This window comes from Clostridium malenominatum, assembly GCF_039521365.1.
GTDB classification, from domain to species: Bacteria; Bacillota; Clostridia; order Clostridiales; family Clostridiaceae; genus Clostridium_AW; species Clostridium_AW malenominatum.
Map to the genome: position 1 here is coordinate 1,310,011 of NZ_BAAACF010000001.1, position 17,363 is coordinate 1,327,373.

At 32.5% G+C, this 17,363-nt stretch carries 18 protein-coding genes; 11 read left to right on the forward strand and 7 right to left on the reverse strand.

The genetic code is table 11. From position 1 onward, the window contains the following. The first annotated feature begins 313 nt into the window (after positions 1 to 313). From rsxC to rnfB, 6 genes are read left to right on the forward strand one after another with little or no spacing between them, the layout of a single operon-like run. Positions 314 to 1,618: an electron transport complex subunit RsxC gene (rsxC, locus tag ABDZ69_RS06590; protein ID WP_343767968.1), complete on the forward strand. Its 1,305-nt coding sequence runs from the start codon at positions 314 to 316 to the stop codon at positions 1,616 to 1,618. A gap of 32 nt (positions 1,619 to 1,650) precedes the next feature. Further along, positions 1,651 to 2,571, forward strand: coding sequence for an RnfABCDGE type electron transport complex subunit D (locus ABDZ69_RS06595; RefSeq protein ID WP_343767970.1), 921 nt, complete (start codon positions 1,651 to 1,653; stop codon positions 2,569 to 2,571). After that, on the forward strand, positions 2,571 to 3,152 hold the full coding sequence (locus tag ABDZ69_RS06600; protein WP_343767972.1) for an RnfABCDGE type electron transport complex subunit G: 582 nt from the start codon (positions 2,571 to 2,573) through the stop codon (positions 3,150 to 3,152). The genes ABDZ69_RS06595 and ABDZ69_RS06600 overlap by 1 nt, the downstream gene beginning before the upstream one ends. Positions 3,153 to 3,154: 2 nt before the next feature. Further along, a complete protein-coding gene (gene rsxE / locus ABDZ69_RS06605; RefSeq protein WP_343767974.1) occupies positions 3,155 to 3,763 on the forward strand; it encodes an electron transport complex subunit RsxE in 609 nt (202 codons plus the stop codon). A 46-nt stretch (positions 3,764 to 3,809) separates the two neighbouring features. After that, positions 3,810 to 4,385, forward strand: coding sequence for an electron transport complex subunit RsxA (rsxA, locus tag ABDZ69_RS06610; RefSeq protein WP_343767976.1), 576 nt, complete (start codon positions 3,810 to 3,812; stop codon positions 4,383 to 4,385). Positions 4,386 to 4,400: 15 nt separating this feature from the next. Beyond that, entirely contained in the window at positions 4,401 to 5,225 is an 825-nt protein-coding gene (rnfB, locus tag ABDZ69_RS06615) for an RnfABCDGE type electron transport complex subunit B (RefSeq protein ID WP_343767977.1), read from the forward strand. A gap of 38 nt (positions 5,226 to 5,263) precedes the next feature. Here the strand turns inward: rnfB and ABDZ69_RS06620 are convergent, their stop codons facing one another. Genes ABDZ69_RS06620 through ABDZ69_RS06630 form a run of 3 tightly spaced genes read right to left on the reverse strand, consistent with a single transcriptional unit; the run spans position 5,264 to position 7,231 of the window. Next, positions 5,264 to 5,794 carry a Gx transporter family protein gene (locus ABDZ69_RS06620; protein ID WP_343767979.1) on the reverse strand — a complete coding sequence of 177 codons (531 nt, stop codon included), beginning with the start codon at positions 5,792 to 5,794 and terminating at the stop codon, positions 5,264 to 5,266. Positions 5,795 to 5,817: 23 nt separating this feature from the next. Continuing rightward, the gene (locus tag ABDZ69_RS06625) at positions 5,818 to 6,207 is read right to left on the reverse strand and encodes a NusG domain II-containing protein (protein WP_343767982.1); all 390 of its coding nucleotides are present in this window, start codon (positions 6,205 to 6,207) and stop codon (positions 5,818 to 5,820) included. After that, positions 6,194 to 7,231, reverse strand: coding sequence for an FAD:protein FMN transferase (locus tag ABDZ69_RS06630; RefSeq protein WP_343767985.1), 1,038 nt, complete (start codon positions 7,229 to 7,231; stop codon positions 6,194 to 6,196). The genes ABDZ69_RS06625 and ABDZ69_RS06630 overlap by 14 nt, the downstream gene beginning before the upstream one ends. Before the next feature lie 168 nt (positions 7,232 to 7,399). Between ABDZ69_RS06630 and ABDZ69_RS06635 the strand changes: the two genes are divergently transcribed. Together ABDZ69_RS06635 and ppaX are read left to right on the forward strand one after the other, a co-directional pair. Further along, entirely contained in the window at positions 7,400 to 7,909 is a 510-nt protein-coding gene (locus tag ABDZ69_RS06635) for an NUDIX hydrolase (RefSeq protein ID WP_343767987.1), read from the forward strand. A gap of 9 nt (positions 7,910 to 7,918) precedes the next feature. After that, positions 7,919 to 8,551 (forward strand): pyrophosphatase PpaX, encoded by a 633-nt coding sequence (gene ppaX, locus ABDZ69_RS06640; RefSeq protein ID WP_343767989.1) that lies wholly within the window; start codon positions 7,919 to 7,921, stop codon positions 8,549 to 8,551. A gap of 39 nt (positions 8,552 to 8,590) precedes the next feature. Here the strand turns inward: ppaX and ABDZ69_RS06645 are convergent, their stop codons facing one another. Continuing rightward, positions 8,591 to 9,658 carry a GerMN domain-containing protein gene (locus ABDZ69_RS06645; protein WP_343767991.1) on the reverse strand — a complete coding sequence of 356 codons (1,068 nt, stop codon included), beginning with the start codon at positions 9,656 to 9,658 and terminating at the stop codon, positions 8,591 to 8,593. A 105-nt stretch (positions 9,659 to 9,763) separates the two neighbouring features. Then, on the reverse strand, positions 9,764 to 10,789 hold the full coding sequence (gene ltaE, locus ABDZ69_RS06650) for a low-specificity L-threonine aldolase (protein ID WP_343767993.1): 1,026 nt from the start codon (positions 10,787 to 10,789) through the stop codon (positions 9,764 to 9,766). A gap of 154 nt (positions 10,790 to 10,943) precedes the next feature. Between ltaE and ABDZ69_RS06655 the strand changes: the two genes are divergently transcribed. Genes ABDZ69_RS06655 through ABDZ69_RS06665 form a run of 3 tightly spaced genes read left to right on the forward strand, consistent with a single transcriptional unit; the run spans position 10,944 to position 15,212 of the window. Then, positions 10,944 to 12,818 (forward strand): PrkA family serine protein kinase, encoded by a 1,875-nt coding sequence (locus ABDZ69_RS06655; RefSeq protein WP_343767995.1) that lies wholly within the window; start codon positions 10,944 to 10,946, stop codon positions 12,816 to 12,818. A gap of 4 nt (positions 12,819 to 12,822) precedes the next feature. After that, on the forward strand, positions 12,823 to 14,016 hold the full coding sequence (gene yhbH, locus ABDZ69_RS06660; RefSeq protein ID WP_343767997.1) for a sporulation protein YhbH: 1,194 nt from the start codon (positions 12,823 to 12,825) through the stop codon (positions 14,014 to 14,016). Beyond that, positions 14,013 to 15,212: a SpoVR family protein gene (locus ABDZ69_RS06665; protein WP_343767998.1), complete on the forward strand. Its 1,200-nt coding sequence runs from the start codon at positions 14,013 to 14,015 to the stop codon at positions 15,210 to 15,212. The genes yhbH and ABDZ69_RS06665 overlap by 4 nt, the downstream gene beginning before the upstream one ends. Before the next feature lie 34 nt (positions 15,213 to 15,246). On the opposite strand, the gene ABDZ69_RS06670 is transcribed toward ABDZ69_RS06665, so the two are convergent. Both ABDZ69_RS06670 and proB read right to left on the reverse strand, forming a co-directional pair. Further along, complete coding sequence (locus ABDZ69_RS06670) at positions 15,247 to 16,533, reverse strand: glutamate-5-semialdehyde dehydrogenase (RefSeq protein ID WP_343768000.1); 1,287 nt, start codon at positions 16,531 to 16,533, stop codon at positions 15,247 to 15,249. Positions 16,534 to 16,544: 11 nt separating this feature from the next. Next, complete coding sequence (proB, locus tag ABDZ69_RS06675; protein ID WP_343769603.1) at positions 16,545 to 17,360, reverse strand: glutamate 5-kinase; 816 nt, start codon at positions 17,358 to 17,360, stop codon at positions 16,545 to 16,547. Between the last annotated feature and the right edge of the window lie 3 nt (positions 17,361 to 17,363).

Genomic DNA, 17,363 nt, shown 5'->3' on the forward strand with positions numbered 1-17,363 from the left:
TAAACTCCATTTCTTTTTACTAGTATTTCCTATGGTATTATAACATAGTTTCCGTGTATAATTAAATATATAGTTCAATTATAATGTTCAAAATTAATGATTTTGAAGCATAATAAGGGATTATAGATTCTAATGTATTATAAAAGTTGCTTTTTAGATAGTATTTTAATCTTATCATCATATTAGTTAAAATTATTTAAAAACTCTTGACAGTGTACTCATAACAATTTAATATTGATGATGGGCGTACTATTAAATCTAGTTAGGATTTTATTAGTATTTATTGGATAAATCAATGGATTGGAGGGTCTTTATGGAATTATTAACATTTAAGAATGGAGTACATCCTCCTCATGGTAAACACTACACTGAAAATAAACTTATAGAAGAGTATTTACCAAAAGGAGACGTAGTTATTCCTATGTCACAGCATATAGGATCACCTGCTGAACCTATAGTAAAAAAGGGTGACAGAGTATTAGTAGGTCAAAAAATAGGAGAAGCTAAGGGATTTATTTCTACAAATGTCCATGCTAGCGTTTCAGGTATTGTGAAAAATGTATCAGAAATTGCTTTATTTAACGGTCTTAAATCAAAGGCTGTAATTATAGAAAACGATGGACAATATGAAGAAGTAGAAGCAGTAAAAAGAGATTGGACAAAGCTATCCAATGAAGAGATTGTTAATATTGTTAAGGAAGCTGGTATAGTTGGTATGGGGGGAGCAACATTCCCTACACATGTTAAACTTACTCCACCAGCAGACAAGAAAATTGACTCAATAATAGTCAATGCAGCAGAATGTGAGCCATATTTAACTTGTGACCACAGAATGATGCTAGAAAAGTCAAATGAAATAGTAGAAGGCTTAAAAATAGTTTTAAAGATATTCCCAGAAGCAAAAGCTTATATAGGAATAGAAGATAACAAGCCAAATGCTATTCAAGCTATGAAAGAAGCCGTAAAAGGTGAATCAAATATCGAGGTTAAATCAGTTAAAACTAAGTATCCACAAGGTGCTGAAAAACAGTTAATATATGCAATAACTAAGAGAGAAGTACCATCAGGAAAGCTTCCATCAGAAGTAGGTTGCGTAGTTCAAAATGTTGATACTATATATGAAATATATAACGCTGTTGTAAACGGTAAACCTTTAACTTCAAGAGTAGCTACAGTTACTGGTGATGCTATAAAGGAACCTAAGAATATAAGATTTAAAATTGGTACTTCACTAAAAGAATTAGTTGAAGCGGCTGGAGGATTCGTTGAAGAGCCAAATAAGATTATATCCGGCGGACCAATGATGGGTATGGCGATGTACTCACTAGATGTTCCAGCAACAAAAGGTACTTCAGGAGTTCTTTGTTTAACAAAGAAAGTGTCTGAAAATGAAGAAGAATCTAACTGTATCAACTGCGGAAAATGTTTAGAAGTATGTCCAATGGGATTAATGCCAACAAAACTAGCTTCCTCTGCAGCAGTTAGAGATTATGATACTTTTGATAAATTAACAGGAAGAGATTGTATTGAATGTGGCTGCTGTTCATATGTATGTCCAGCGAGACGTCATTTATTACAAAGAATACGTTCTGGAAAGAAAGTAGTTTGTAAAAGATAATAAAAAACTAAGTTTAAAGAGGTGAAATTTAAATGTCTCAAACAACTATGTATACTGTCTCATCATCTCCTCATATACGTGTTAAGGAAACAACAAAATCAATAATGAGAGATGTAGTAATAGCGTTGCTACCAGCAACATTTGCATCCGTTTATTTCTTTAAATTACAGGCATTATTAGTAATTTTAATTTCAGTTCTATCTTGTGTTGGAGCTGAGTATATTTGGCAAAAGGCCACTAAAAGAAAAGTTACTGTTGGAGATTTAAGTGCTGTGGTTACAGGTTTACTGTTAGCTTTCAACTTACCACCAGCAGTTCCACTATGGATACCAGTTGTAGGAGGATTTTTCGCTATAATCATAGCAAAACAATTCTTCGGTGGACTTGGACAAAATATTGTTAACCCAGCTTTAGTTGCAAGAGCATTCTTACTTGCATCATGGCCAACAGCTATGACTACTTGGACTTTAGATGGAGTAACAACAGCTACACCACTTGCAGCATTAAAAGCGGGAACACAAGCACCAGCTTTAATGGATGTATTTATAGGTAATGTTGGAGGATGTATCGGAGAAACTTCAGCGTTAGCGTTAATAATAGGTGGAGTATATTTACTAGCTAAGCGTGTAATTGATTGGAGAATTCCAGTATCCTTTATTGGAACAACTTTAGTTATTACAGCATTTGCAGGAAGAGCAGGAAACCCTTTATATGAATTATTCGCAGGTGGATTGATGTTAGGAGCTTTCTTTATGGCTACTGACTATGCAACATCACCAATAACACCAATAGGAAGACTTATCTTTGGTGTTGGATGTGGAGTTATAACTTCTGTTATACGTATACTTGGTGGATATCCTGAAGGAGTATCCTACTCAATATTAATTATGAACCTGTTTGTTCCACTAATTGAAAGATGGACAACTCCAAAAATATTTGGGAAGGTGAAATAATGAATAAGGAATCCGGTGTACGTTTAAGCGTTAGATTAGGATTAATATTGTTAACAATAGCAGCTGTTTGTGGCTTGCTTTTAGGTTGGGTTAGCGGAATTACAAAAGATCCTATTGCAATTCAACAGAAAAAGACTCTAGATGAAGCTAATATGGCTATATTGCCAATAGCAAAAGAATTTATTGTTAGAGAAGATATAAAAGGTGAAGGCATTGTTTTAGAGGTTACTGAAGGAAAAGATGGATCAGAAGTTAAAGGATATACTATAAAAGTTGCTCCAAAGGGATATGCAGGTGCTATCGATATGATAGTTGGTATATCAGGTGAAGGAAAAGTAACAGGTATAAAAATATTAAATCATTCTGAAACTCCAGGTCTTGGAGCAAAAGCAACAGACCTAGCCTTCTATGGCCAGTATAAAGATAAACCGGCTAAGGAATTAGAAGTTGTAAAAGGCTCAGCATCAGCAGATAATCAAATTTCTGCAATAACAGGTGCTACCATAACTTCAAAAGCTGTTACAGTTGGAGTTAATGAAGCTATTAACTTTTACAACTCCAAATTGAAGGGAGGAAATTAATAATGTCAGTAATTACTGAAAGAATATATAATGGTGTAATTAAAGAAAATGCAACTTTCGTACAAGTACTTGGAATGTGTCCAACTCTTGCTGTTACTACCAGTGCTATAAACGGTATAGGAATGGGATTATCAGCAACAGTTGTATTAATTGGTTCTAACGTACTAATTTCACTACTTAAAAAAGTAATACCGGACGAAATACGTATACCAGCATATATAACAATAATTGCATCACTGGTTACAGTGTTAGAATTTATGCTTAAGGCTTATTTACCTGCTTTAAACAAAGCATTAGGTATATTTATACCTCTTATAGTTGTTAACTGTATCATACTAGGAAGAGCGGAAGCTTATGCAAATAAGAATAATGTATTTGCATCTATGTGGGATGCTATTGGACAAGGATTGGGATTTACTGTGTCCTTAGGAATTTTAGGAATTATAAGAGAAATAATAGGAACTGGTAAGGTTTTTGGAATACAGGTTACTCCTGATGCATACCAGCCAGCATTAATAATGATACTAGCACCAGGTGGTTTCTTTACACTAGGTATTTTAATGGCTATCTTAAATGCTAGAAAATTAAAGAAAGCTAAAGCAAGCAAATAGCTTGAAAATGCCTTAGTTAAAAAAAGAAAGGTGGATAAAGGAAAAAATGAAGATTTTTACTATATTTTTAAGTGCTCTATTAGTTAACAACTTCGTTTTATCAAGATTCCTTGGAATATGTCCATTCCTTGGAGTTTCTAAAAAAGTTGAAACTGCAACAGGTATGGGAGCAGCGGTTACTTTCGTTATGGCCCTTGCTTCATTAATGACTTACTTAGTTGAAACATTTATATTAATACCTTTAAAGATTGAATACTTATCAACCCTAGCGTTTATACTAGTTATAGCGTCTCTAGTTCAGTTCGTTGAAATGGTTATTAAAAAGGTAAGTCCAGACTTATATAAAGCTCTTGGTATTTACTTGCCACTTATAACAACTAACTGTGCAGTTCTTGGGGTTGCAGTTATAAATAGTAATGAAAAGTATGGTTTAATAGAATCCGTTGTAAATGCAACAGGTGCTGCGTTAGGATTTACCCTTGCACTTGTGCTACTAGCGGGAATTAGAGAAAAATTAGAGACAAATGAGTATATTCCAGAAGCAATAAAAGGCTTACCACTAAGCTTGGTAACTGCAGGATTAATGGCAATAGCTTTCCTTGGCTTCCAGGGCTTAATTTAGGTAGGAGGTGTAAGCATGGATTTATTATATCCAGTTTTAAGTTTAGGCGGATTAGGAGTAGTATTCGGTTTATTATTAGGATATGCATCAAAGAAGTTCGCAGTAGAAGTTGACCCAAGAATTCCTCTAGTAAGAGCGGCCTTACCAGGAGCTAACTGTGGTGGATGTGGATTTGCAGGTTGTGATGCTTTTGCAGATGCAGTTGTAAATGGAGCTGCGAAAGTTGATGGATGTCCAGTTGGAGGAGCAGGTTGTGCAGCCCAAGTAGCTGAAATTATGGGTATCACAGCAGATACTTCAGAACCTAAAAAAGCTTATGTTAAATGTAATGGAAATTGTAATAGTGCTAAAGAAAAATATCAATATTATGGAGCAATGACATGTATTGATGCTGCAAATATACCAGGAGAAGGTTCAAAGCAATGTACTTATGGTTGTTTAGGACTTGGAACTTGTGTAGCAGCCTGTCCGTTCAATGCTATAGAAATAGTAGATGGAGTAGCTGTAATAGATGAAGAAACATGTACAGGATGTACTCAGTGTGTAGCTGTGTGTCCTAAGAGTGTTATTGAAATGACTCCAGTATCAAAGAAGGTTCGTGTTGCATGTAATTCACGTGAAAAGGGACTAGCAGTTAAGAATGCTTGTTCAGTTGGATGTATTGCATGTACAATATGTGTTAAAAACTGTCCAGAACAAGCTATAACAATGATAGGAGATTTAGCTACAATTGACTACGATAAATGTACTCAATGTAATATATGTGTAACTAAATGTCCAACTAAGGCTATAGTTAATTTAAATGGAAAAGTAGAAGTTAAAGAAGCTGTAAATAATTAATAAAAAAGCGTGGATTTTCATCCACGCTTTTTTAATGTTTAATCTAACTCTTTAAGACCATTAATTAAAGGAACTTTCTTCATATGATTATATAAGTAGTTTGTAGTAACTCCAATGAAATATCCAGTAATCACACCGGAGACCATTAATACTGGTAAGTACAAATATACTCTGAAATCTTGAACTATTAGAGAAGCTATTAATAACTGACCTATGTTATGAAATACTGCGCCACATACACTTATGGTCCAGATACTTAAGCTCTCTTTAAAGCTTTTGTATAGAATGATCATTATTAGGTTACTTAATAACCCACCAGCTATACTATAGAGGAAGGAAGACATACTTCCTCCTAAAAATGAGCCTAATATGGTTCTTAAAAACATTATAAGCAAAGCTTCTTTACCACCTATCACAAGAAGTGCAAAGAGGGAAATGGAGTTTGCTAGTCCAAGTTTAATGCCAGGTACTCCTGGAAGTAATACCGGTAGTTGTGCTTCAATAATATATATTATTAAAGCAATGCTTACTAACATACTTAAAAAGACTAACTTTTTTATATTTTTCATTAAATCACCTATAAAATTATATTTTAATAAGTTGTAGAATCAACTTCACTATTAACATCTTCTCCTTCAATGGCAATTATAAGTTTATTTGGAAGACAAACTACAGTATCTCCAGGCTTAGAAATTGCACCTGTTTTAACACAAATTTGATCTGGACAGTCTGCCTCCGATATATAAATAGCATCTTTTTTTATAATAATTTTATTGTAATGCTTATCTTCTGTTGACACTATTAATTCTTCATTTTCTTTTAACTTAGTTAAATTAATTCTTTTAATAACCTTTCCATTCTCCTTAATTACTGCTATTTTATCTTTTCCATTGATGAGGTTTTTATAAAAGTAACTACCTAAAAATCCACCAAGGGTAATAATTAAGATAAATAAAAAAATTATCTTATCACCTTTCTTCATAAATATACTCCTTATTTGTTATTGTAAAAGAATCCTTAATACCTGAAGAGGTATAAACTTTTTTATCTTTAGTAATAAAGATGGCGTCCACTCCTTTTAGGCCTTCTATTAATTTCATACCTTTATCTAATCCTAGCACAAAAATAGAAGTAGATAAAGCGTCACCGTCAATGGAGTTTTCAGATATAATAGTGGTACCCATTAGTTCGTTTTCAGATGGATAACCTGTTTTGGTATCTAATATATGATGATATTTAATTCCATCCTTTACAAAGAATCTTTCATAGTTTCCAGAACTAACTATGGATTTATTTGAAACTTTTAAAACCCCAAAATAATCACCACGAGTATTTAATGGGTCTTGAACTCCAATGTTCCAAGGGGTTCCGTCGGACTTATCTCCAAGGGTAACTACATTTCCACCTAAGTTAATAAATGCGGTTTTAATACCTTCCTTTATTAAGGTTTCCTTTACTTCATCAGCAGCGTATCCTTTTGCTATAGCACCCAAATCAATTTTTTGAGATTTTCTTTTTAATTTAACTAACTTTTTGGAATCGTCAAATTCTATATCTTTATAATTAATTAAATTGAGATTTTCTTTAATTTCCTTAGGAGTTGGAACTTTAGCTTTTTCTGTTCCAATGGCCCAAAGATTAACTAACGGTCCAACGGTTATATCCAAAGCTCCTTCAGATAACTCTGAGTAATATAAGGCTTTTTTTATAACCTTATAAGTATGATCATTAACTTCTACGAAGTCTTTTCCAGCATTATTATTTATTTTTGAAACATCACTGGCAGGTTTAGTAGTTGACATTAAATCATCTATATTAGATATGACGTCCATAGCCTTCGTAGCAGCGCTGTCAGCATTTTTTCCATATACTTTTAACTGTACTATTGTGCCTAATAGATAATTTTCCCGTGTAACAGAGGGTTCTTCCTTCTTCATCTGTTTACCACAAGAGGTAGTTATTAAACAAATACCTAAAATAATTGCTAAAATACTTTTGTTCTTCATTTGCCTTCACCTCATGTATACTTATATATTGGAATGTTAAACATTATTATTATAACACAATAAATTTGTTATTAAATATTAATAAAAATAATTTTATTATTTTTTACTAGCCTTTAAAAGTATTAGGTTATATAATATTAATAGTTAAGGGTCATTTTGGAGGGTAATATGAAGGAAAAATTATTGTATGATGGATGGCTTAAGCTTTACAAGAAAAAAGTAGGGGATAGAGAGTATGAGATAGTTCAAAATCACAATGCTGTATCTGCATTAATAGTTAATGAGCTTAACGAAATACTTTTAGTTAGGCAGTTTAGACCTGCAATAATGAAAGAAACCTTTGAGATACCAGCGGGTATTATGGATATTGAAGAGGAAAATATTGAAGATTGTTTAATAAGAGAGTTATGGGAAGAAACAGCATTAAAAGTAGATAAAGAGTATATGTCAAAAATTATTAGCTATAAACCTATATTAGGCTTTAGCGCTAGTACAATGCACTTGTTTAAGGTAGATGTATTAAAAAATTCTTTTAACTCATGTAATATAAAAGATGAGGATGTTTTAGATGGAAAATGGTTTACCCTTTTAGAAATAGAGGAGTTAATTAACAAAGAGACCATTGTAGATGATAAGACTATTATGGCATTTTATTATTACAAAAGTGAAGTTAAGTAAGGAGGAGCAATGTTTAAAGCTATTTTATTTGATTTAGATGGTACTTTAATAAATACTAATGACTTAATTGTACATACTTATAAGCACATATTAAAAACTCACTTAGACGTAGAGGTAGAAGATGGTGAAATAATTAGCACCTTTGGAGAGCCTTTAAAGGATGTTTTAGAAAGGTATGGTAAGGATAAGGCAGAAGAAATGTTCAATGATTATATTGAGTATAACAGGACCATACATGATGATTTAACTAAACCTATAGAGGGAGTAGAGGAAGGCTTAAAGCTTTTAAAGAAAATGGGAGTTAAAATAGGGGTAGTTACTTCAAAACGAAGAGAGGGTGCTTTGAGAGGCCTTAAATTATTTAATTTAGAAAAATATATGGATATCATAATAACTCCTGAGGATACTCAAAATCATAAACCCCATGGAGAACCAGTACTTAAGGCTTGTGAAATGCTAAATGTTTTACCTAATGATGCTCTAATGGTAGGAGACAGCCATAACGATATATTATGTGGACAAAATGCAGGAGCTAAAACCTGTTTAGTTAGATATACTGCACTAAATGTAGATGAAATGCTTAAGCATAACCCTGATTATGTGGTGGATTCAATTGTTGATATTTATAATATAATTAAATAAAAAAATCTGTTGAGTTTTCTCAACAGATTTTTTTATTGCTTATTTTTTAAATTCAATAGCATCTCCAAGCTCTATCTTCACAGTTTCGTTTTCTTTCATGTATATATGTCCAGAAGAGTAGGGCTTTCCACCTATAGTAATCATAGCCTTATCTACATTGAAATAGTCTCCTAGGGTATTTGTAATACATTTAAGAATAGCCATTTCCAGGCCTGAACCGGCGTTCATTTCTTTAACAAAATTATCAGAGAAATCTATTTTTACAGTATTACTTGCGCTATCTAAGTATACCTTGTTTATTGTAGCATTTCCTCCAAGTAATTTATTTAAGTTTTCATTTGGAGTTTCTTTAAAGTTTTTTTCTAAAATAGATTTGATATCTTCGTTTGTTTTAAAATTTAAAGTTTTCTTAACGAAATAAATTTTGTCTTCAGCATAGTTAGGATAGTAGAATTTAACTGTTTGAACTACAGGTTGATTTTCTTCAATAGATTCTAAAGTGGTAATAACCTCCATATCCTTAGCCTTGTATATGCTTTGAACAAATCCTTTATTTAATACGTAGTAATCATAAGAAGTATGCTCAGTGTTTTCTGTAGTAACTTCCATAGCTTTAAATTTTCCAGCAGGGGTTTCTATTTCTTTTTCTAAGCTAGATATAAATCTTTTGCTTCCATTAGGTAAGGTCCAAGTAGTTCCTTTAGCTAGAGGCTCCTTTAGTAGTATTTCATAATCTTTATTTTCTGCAGCTATTATATTTTCTCTATGGTAAAATTCTCCCTTGGAAGTTATAAGCCTAAGCTCTCCATCTTTAACTTCAAGTACTTGAGCAGATGTAGTTCCGCCAGTTATTACTCTTATTTGAATTCTATCATCCTTAATATAATCAGTAAAAATTGTTTTACCAGCATATTCATTTCCAATTCCTTTATATTTCATTTTTATATTTTCTTTAAAAGGATAAAAGTCTTTAATAGCATAGGTAACATTATTTCCATCGGAAGATTTAGGTGGCTCAGTATTACCCTTATCTTTTCCCTTACCACATCCAGTTATAAGCAAAATAGGAATTAAGAAAATCATAAATAAATGTTTTATCTTTTTCATTTTATCTCCTCCTTGTACTAAATAATACGATATTTTTTTATTATAGTTATAATTTATTATAATACAATTATAGGATAGCTTTAATGCTATCCTATAGTATTTATTTTACATGTTTAATATGTCTTTTAAAGTAGCTACTATAAAGTCTACATCTTCCCGTGATACCCAATAATGAACTACAAATCTCCATTCATTATTTTCAGTACCGTTAATTTTAATGCCTTTTTCCATCATTTTATTAACAATAGTATTGTCTTCTAATTTTGTATCTATGCTAAAGAATACCATGTTTATATGAATGTCGTCAATACGCACCTTTATTCCAGGGATTTTAGAAAGTTCCTCTCCTAGACATAGGGCATTAAGGTGGTCATTCTTTAAGTTACCGACCATATCTTTAAGGGCTATGAGTCCAGCAGCTGCCAGTATTCCAGCTTGTCTTAAGCCTCCACCCATAAGTTTTCTTTTCTTTCTAGCTTTTTCTATAAAATTTTTACTTCCAGCGAGAATAGAACCTACAGGTGCACACAATGCCTTTGATAAAGCAAACATTACAGAATCGCAGCATTTTGTTATCTCTAAAGGTGACACATTTAAATATGTAGCAGCATTAAATAATCTAGCTCCGTCTAAATGTACAGGTATATTATGTTTCTGAGCTATGGTATAGATTTCTTTCATATTATCAAGTGGTATTACTCTTCCGTTTGAATAAGCATTTTCAAGGCATATTAATCCTGTGTCAGGGAAATGTATATCAACACCTCTTATTCTTTTTTCAATGTCAGATGGATCTAATACCCCTTTATTAGTAGGAATTGGTCTTAGTTGCACTCCTGCAATAACAGAAGCAGCTCCTACCTCATGGGCGATAATATGGCAATCCTCACCAAGTAAAACTTCATTGCCCCTTTGGCAATGAGTAAACAGCGCTAATTGATTGCCAAAAGTACCACTGGGAACAAATAAGGCTGCTTCTTTACCTGTAATTTCAGCAGCGAGTCTTTCAAGTTCATTCACTGTAGGGTCGTCCCCATAAACATCGTCTCCAACTTCCGCTTCATACATAGCTTTTCTCATAGCTTCCGTTGGTTTTGTAACAGTATCACTCCTTAAATCTATAAACCTCATATAAATCTCTCCCTTCAAACTCTACTACTAACATTATAATGCCAAACCACCGTAAATTTAAAGTATAAATTTGCAATGTTCTAAATTCCTTTAAAATTTAATATAAATACAATAAAACGCAAGGGGTTATTATGAATAGAGCTTGGAGGTAAATATGAATTTTAAAGAATTAATAGAATTAGATAGAAATAAGAAAAGCACAGAGAATCGGCAGTACACTTTTTTTGAATATCTTGAAATTGTAAGAAATGATCCTGAAATGTGCAAATTAGCCCATAAAAGAATTTATGATATTATATTAAAAAAAGGCATTAATGAAGAAGAAAAAAAGTATAATTTTTTTAATAATAGTTTTTTTGGAATAGATAAGACCTTAGTAAAAATAATGAATTATTTTTACTCTGCATCTATGAAGGGAGAAGAATCAAGGCAAGTACTGTATTTGGTTGGTCCTGTAGGTTCTGGAAAATCTTCTATCATAGAGTCTATTAAAAGAGCCTTAGAAGAGAGCGAACCCGTATATTCCATAAAAGGATGCCCTATGAGAGAAGAACCTCTGCATTTGATACCTAAGCATTTAAGAGTGGATTTTGAAAGAATATTAGGAGTGAAAATAGAAGGGGAGCTTTGTCCTATATGCAGATATAGGTTAAAGGAAGAATATAATGGGGAATTTGAAAAATTCATAGTAGAAAAATCTAATTTCTCTATAAGAGGAAGAAAAGGTATTGGCGTAGTTCCGCCAGTGGATCCTAACAATCAAGATGCTTCTGTTCTCGTGGGTTCTGTGGATATATCAAAAATGGACTTGTATCCAGAAGATGATCCTAGAATATTTTCATTAAATGGTGCTTTTAATGTAGGGAACAGAGGGGTAGTGGAATTTATAGAAGTTTTTAAAAATGATGTGGAATACCTTCACTCAATAATAACTGCTACACAGGAAAAATCTATACCTTCTCCAGGAAAAGCAGCAATGATATATTTTGATGGGGTTATAATTGCTCATTCTAATGAAGCAGAGTGGAATAAATTTAAAGGAGATCACACCAATGAAGCCATTTTAGATAGAATAGTAAAAGTTGAAGTGCCTTATTGCTTAGAATTGAAAGAGGAAAAAAGAATATATGAGAAAATATTAGGCTGTAGCAACTTTAAGCCGCATATTGCACCACATACTATAGATATTGCTGCCATGTTTGCCATATTAACAAGGCTTATTCCATCTACAAAAGTGGACTTGCTTACAAAGCTTAAAATATATAATGGGGAGGATGTTATAGAAAAGGGAGCTTCTAAGAAGATAGATGTACTAGAGTTAAGAGAAGAGGCGGGGAATAGAGAAGGCATGAGTGGAATATCCACCCGTTTTATAATAAAGGCTATAGATAATGCCATGTGTGAATGTAGGAATGGATGCATTAATCCCTTAAGTATTATTGAAAGCTTAATAAAAGCAATAAAAGATTTGGACATATCCGAAGAAGATAGGAAAAAACATTTATCTTTAATTCAGGATGTTATAAGAAAAGAGTATAATAAAATACTAGAAAAAGAAATTACAAAGGCATTTATTTACGGTTTTAAGGAAGGAGCAGAAGCACTATTTAACAACTATTTAGATAATGCTGAGGCTTTTGTAAATAATGATAAAATAAAAGACAAAGCAACGGGAGAGACATTGGAGCCAGATGAAAAATTCATGAGAAATATAGAAGAGCAAATAGGGGTATCGGAAGCCTCAGCTAAAGGATTTAGAAATGATTTGACCTCATATATGCTTTATTTACTAAGAAAGGGAGAAAAAATAGATTATACCTGTTATGAACCATTAAAAGAGGCTATTGAAAAGAAGCTCACCTTTTCTGCAAGGGAAGTTTCTAGGATAATAACCAAGTCTAGAATAAGGAATAAAGAGCAAAATGAAAAGTATAATAGTATGATTTCACAAATGAAGGAACATGGTTACTGCTTAGAGTGTTGTGAAGCATTACTGAATTACGCTGCAAATAATTTGTGGAAGGATTAGCACTATGGCAGTGATTAGAGAATATGATAAGATTCCTTATAATAGAGCGGAAGAAGATATAAAAAGACATCAAAAATTAGTGAAGGAAAGTATAAAGAAGAATTTAGTTCATATTTTATCAGAGGAAAGTTTAATAGGAGAAAGCAGTAATAATAAAAAGATTAAGGTACCTATAAAAGGTATTAAAGAATATAGATTTATTTTTAAAGATAATCAATCCATGGTCAGTAGTGGAAGTGGAGAGGAAAGTAAGGGAGATAAGATTCCGATAGAAAAAAATGAAGGTAATAGTGGAGGCAAGGGAGCTGGGAATAAAGAGGGAGAAGATATATTTGAAACTGAAATAACCCTAGAAGACGTATTTGGATATATATACGATGAGTTACAATTGCCCTGTCTGAAGAGTAGAAAAACATCACAAATAATAGGAGAGGCTTTAAAAAGGAAAAGAGGATATCAAAAGAGAGGTATAGCTGTAAGGCTTTCTAAAAAGAGAACCTTGATAGAAAAAATTAAGAGAAAGCAGTTAATAAAAAAGAGCTTAAAAGAATTGGGCAAAGCAGATTATGATGTAGAAAGATTTCCTTTTAAAAATGAAGATTTAAGATATTATAGAATGAAAAGAGATAAGGGCAAGGAATACAACGCAGTGGTTATATTTATTATGGATACATCGGCATCTATGGACCAGACAAAAAAATATTTGGCAAGATCATTTTTTTACATGATATATAATTTCATTACAAACAAGTATGAAAGTTCGGATTTAGTTTTTATTTCACATTCTACTACAGCTAAAGTGGTAACAGAAGAGGAGTTTTTTCACAAAGTAGAATCAGGTGGAACATATATATCCAGTGGATATAGAAAAGCTCTTGATTTAATAGAGGAAAAATATCCTCCTCAAAGTTATGATATCTACACTTTTCATGCTAGTGATGGAGATAATTGGACAGAGGATAATGAAAGGGCTGTTCAGTCAGCATTGGAATTATGTAATATTAGCAATCTTTTTGGATATGCTGAGATAATGACCTATGGATATGCTAGCAGTATAAAAAGGAAATATGCTAGCGAGATAAAAAAAGAAAACTTTGTTTCAGTTTCTATGCAAAAGAAGGAAGATTTATGGGGAGCCCTTAAAGATATGTTAAGTGTGGATTTAAATCTAAGCTTAGAAAGGGGAGGGGGTAATTGAGCTATACTTTAAAAGAATTAAATTATTGGAATGAAAAGATAGAAAGCAAGGTGGGAGAATATGGTTTGAATTGTTATCCCCAAGAATTTGATATTATAGATTACAACGATATGCTATCCTATCAAGTATATTTAGGCATGTCCTCTATGTACCCACATTGGAGTTTCGGTAAAAGCTATGATAAACTAAAAACTTTATATAAGTATAATTTGGTGGGGCTACCCTATGAAATGGTAGTAAATTCCAATCCGTGCACCGCTTATCTTTTAAAAGAAAATAGTTTACTTATGCAAATACTTACCATGGCTCATGTATATGGTCACAATGATTTTTTTAAAAACAATAGAGTATTTAAGGAAAATACTGAAGCTGAGCTTACCTTAGAGAAATTTAAAATCCATAGTGATAGAATTAGAAAATATGTAAATGAAGTAGGTTATGAAGAGGTTGAAAAGCTATTAGATAGAATTCATTCTATAAAACTAAATATAGATTTATTAAAGTTCTTAAAGGAAAATGGCCAGTTATTGACCTGGGAAAAAGAAATTATAGGAATTATAATAGAAGAGAGCAGTTACTTTATACCTCAGTTAGAAACTAAAATAATGAATGAAGGCTGGGCAAGCTTTTGGCATTATAGAATATTAAATGAATTAGAAATTCCACAGGGAATGTATGTGGAGTTTTTAACTAGGCATAATGCAGTAATTGCTCCAAGCAAAGAGAAAATAAATCCTTATTATTTGGGGTTTAAGATATTTGTGGACTTAGAAAAAAGGTACGGAATGGAAAGGATATTTGAAGTAAGAGCTGTGGAGCGAGACGAATCCTTCATAAGAAGATATTTAACGGAAGAATTATGTGAAGACATGAAATTATTTCAATACAGAACCGACGATAAGAATTTTATAATTGAAGAAGTTTGGTTTGAGGATGGATGTAAAGCTATTAAGGATACTTTATGCAAGAACCTAGGATTAAATAGTATTCCCTGTATTAAGGTAAAGGGAGAAAGAAATGGAAAGCTTATATTAGAGCATGTCTATGATGGCAGGGAGCTTGAGCTAAATTATGCAGGGGAAACCTTAAAGAACTTAGTCTATATGTGGAAAGAAAAGATTACTCTCAAAACCCAATTAAATGGGAAGGCTATTGAGGTAATTTGTAGTAAAGAAGGGGAAATAAGTTATGTGTAAATGTTGCTTTGCAACTTTACACATAACTTATTTCTTATCTAATTTGTCCATCTCCATAAACAATATATTTAATAGTAGTTAATTGCTCTAAGCCCATTGGTCCACGAGCATGGAGCTTTTGGGTGCTTATGCCTATTTCTGCTCCAAATCCGTATTCAGACCCGTCTGTAAACCTTGTGGAAGCATTTACATACACTGCAGCGGCATCTATTTCATTTAAAAATTTTTCGGAATTAAAGTAGTCTCTTGTTATTATGGACTCAGAATGTTTAGTACCATGTAAATAAATGTGTTCAATAGCATCATCAATTGATGGTACTACCTTAATTGAAATTATTAAATTTAAAAACTCTTCATCCCAATCCTCTAAAACAGCATTTTTTACTAAGTTTAAAACTTCTTTATTATGCAAGGTATTTAAAAGAATAGCTTTAGTTTTTTCGCAAACTCTCATTTCTACACCAAAATTAAAAAGTTCACTTGCAATTAGTGGCAAAAATTCCTTTGCGATATTTTCATGTACTAAAAGGCTTTCTGCAGCATTACATACTCCTGGCCTTTGAGTTTTGGCATTTATCAGGATATCTTTAGCCATATTTAAGTCAGCGGTTTCATCTACAAAAATGTGACAGTTTCCTGTACCTGTTTCAATTACCGGTACAGTAGAATTCTCTACTACGGTTTTAATTAGTCCTTTTCCTCCGCGAGGAATTAGAACATCAATATAATCATTTAGCTTAAGCATAACGTTTACCGCTTCGCGATCTACAATTTCTATGAATTCCACAGCACCTTCAGGAAGACCACTTTCTAAACAAGACTCTTTCAAAATTTGAGCTATACATTTATTAGTATTAATAGCTTCAGAACCACCTCTTAAAATAACTGCATTGCCAGATTTTAAACATAGGCCTGCTGCATCAACAGTAACATTTGGCCTAGCTTCATATATTATACCTATAACTCCAAGAGGTACTTTTTTTTCACCTATTCTAATACCATTAGGTCTTTTCCACATCTTTGTCACCGTTCCAATTGGATCAGGTAAATCAGCCACTTGTCTAAGACCTTCAGCCATGTCTTTAATTCTTTTTTCATTTATAAGAAGTCTATCTAAAAGTGCTTTACTTAAGCCTTTTTCTTCTCCATTTTTCATATCAATTTTGTTTGCATCTACTATTAATTGAGATTTTTTAATTAAATTTTCTGCCATGTTCAGCAAAACTTTGTTTTTAGAATTAGAATCTAAAAGAGAAAGTACTTTGCTAGCATTTTTAGCGCTTTTACCTTTAAATATCATATATTCCTTTAAGTTATCCATATTAAATCCTCCTAGTTTATTTTAGAAGCCTCAAACCATGTACCTACATCTTTGCCTTCTAAAACGTATCTTAAATTTTTAGCATTTTCACCATTTACTATAACCATAGAAATTCCTGAGGAGGTAGAAATTTTAGCGGCATTTATTTTAGTTGCCATTCCTCCTGTTCCAAGGTTACTTCCAGCTCCGCCAGCACAGGCTTCAATTTCTTCAGTTATTTCTGGAATGAAATCTAATAGCTTAGCAGCCTTATTTTTTCTTGGATCGCAGTCATAGAGACCATCTATATCGGACATGAGTATTAATAAATCCGCCTCAACTAATTGGGCTACATAGGCAGACAAGGTATCATTATCTCCAACTTTAATTTCATCTACTACAACTGCATCATTTTCGTTAATTATTGGTATGACCTTTTGCTCTAAAAGGGAAGAAAAGGCATTGTGAGCATTATTTTTTCTTACAGGATGGGTCATGTCTTCTTTTGTCAGAAGTATTTGACCAACGGTTTTCCCATACTCGGAAAATACTTTTTCATACATATGCATAAGTATTCCCTGACCTACTGCAGCTGCAGCTTGCTTCTCAGGAATAGTTTTTGGTCTTTCCTTTAATCCTAGCTTACCCATACCTGCACCAATTGCCCCAGAGGTTACAAGCACTACGTTATATCCCATGTTATGCAAATCTGACAACTGTCTTACTAATCCCTCTATATGATTAAGATTAAGAAGTCCATTACTATAAGTAAGGGTAGATGATCCTACTTTAACAACTATTGTTTTTGCATTTTGAATATATTCATTTCGTTTATTTAAGTTATCCATCAC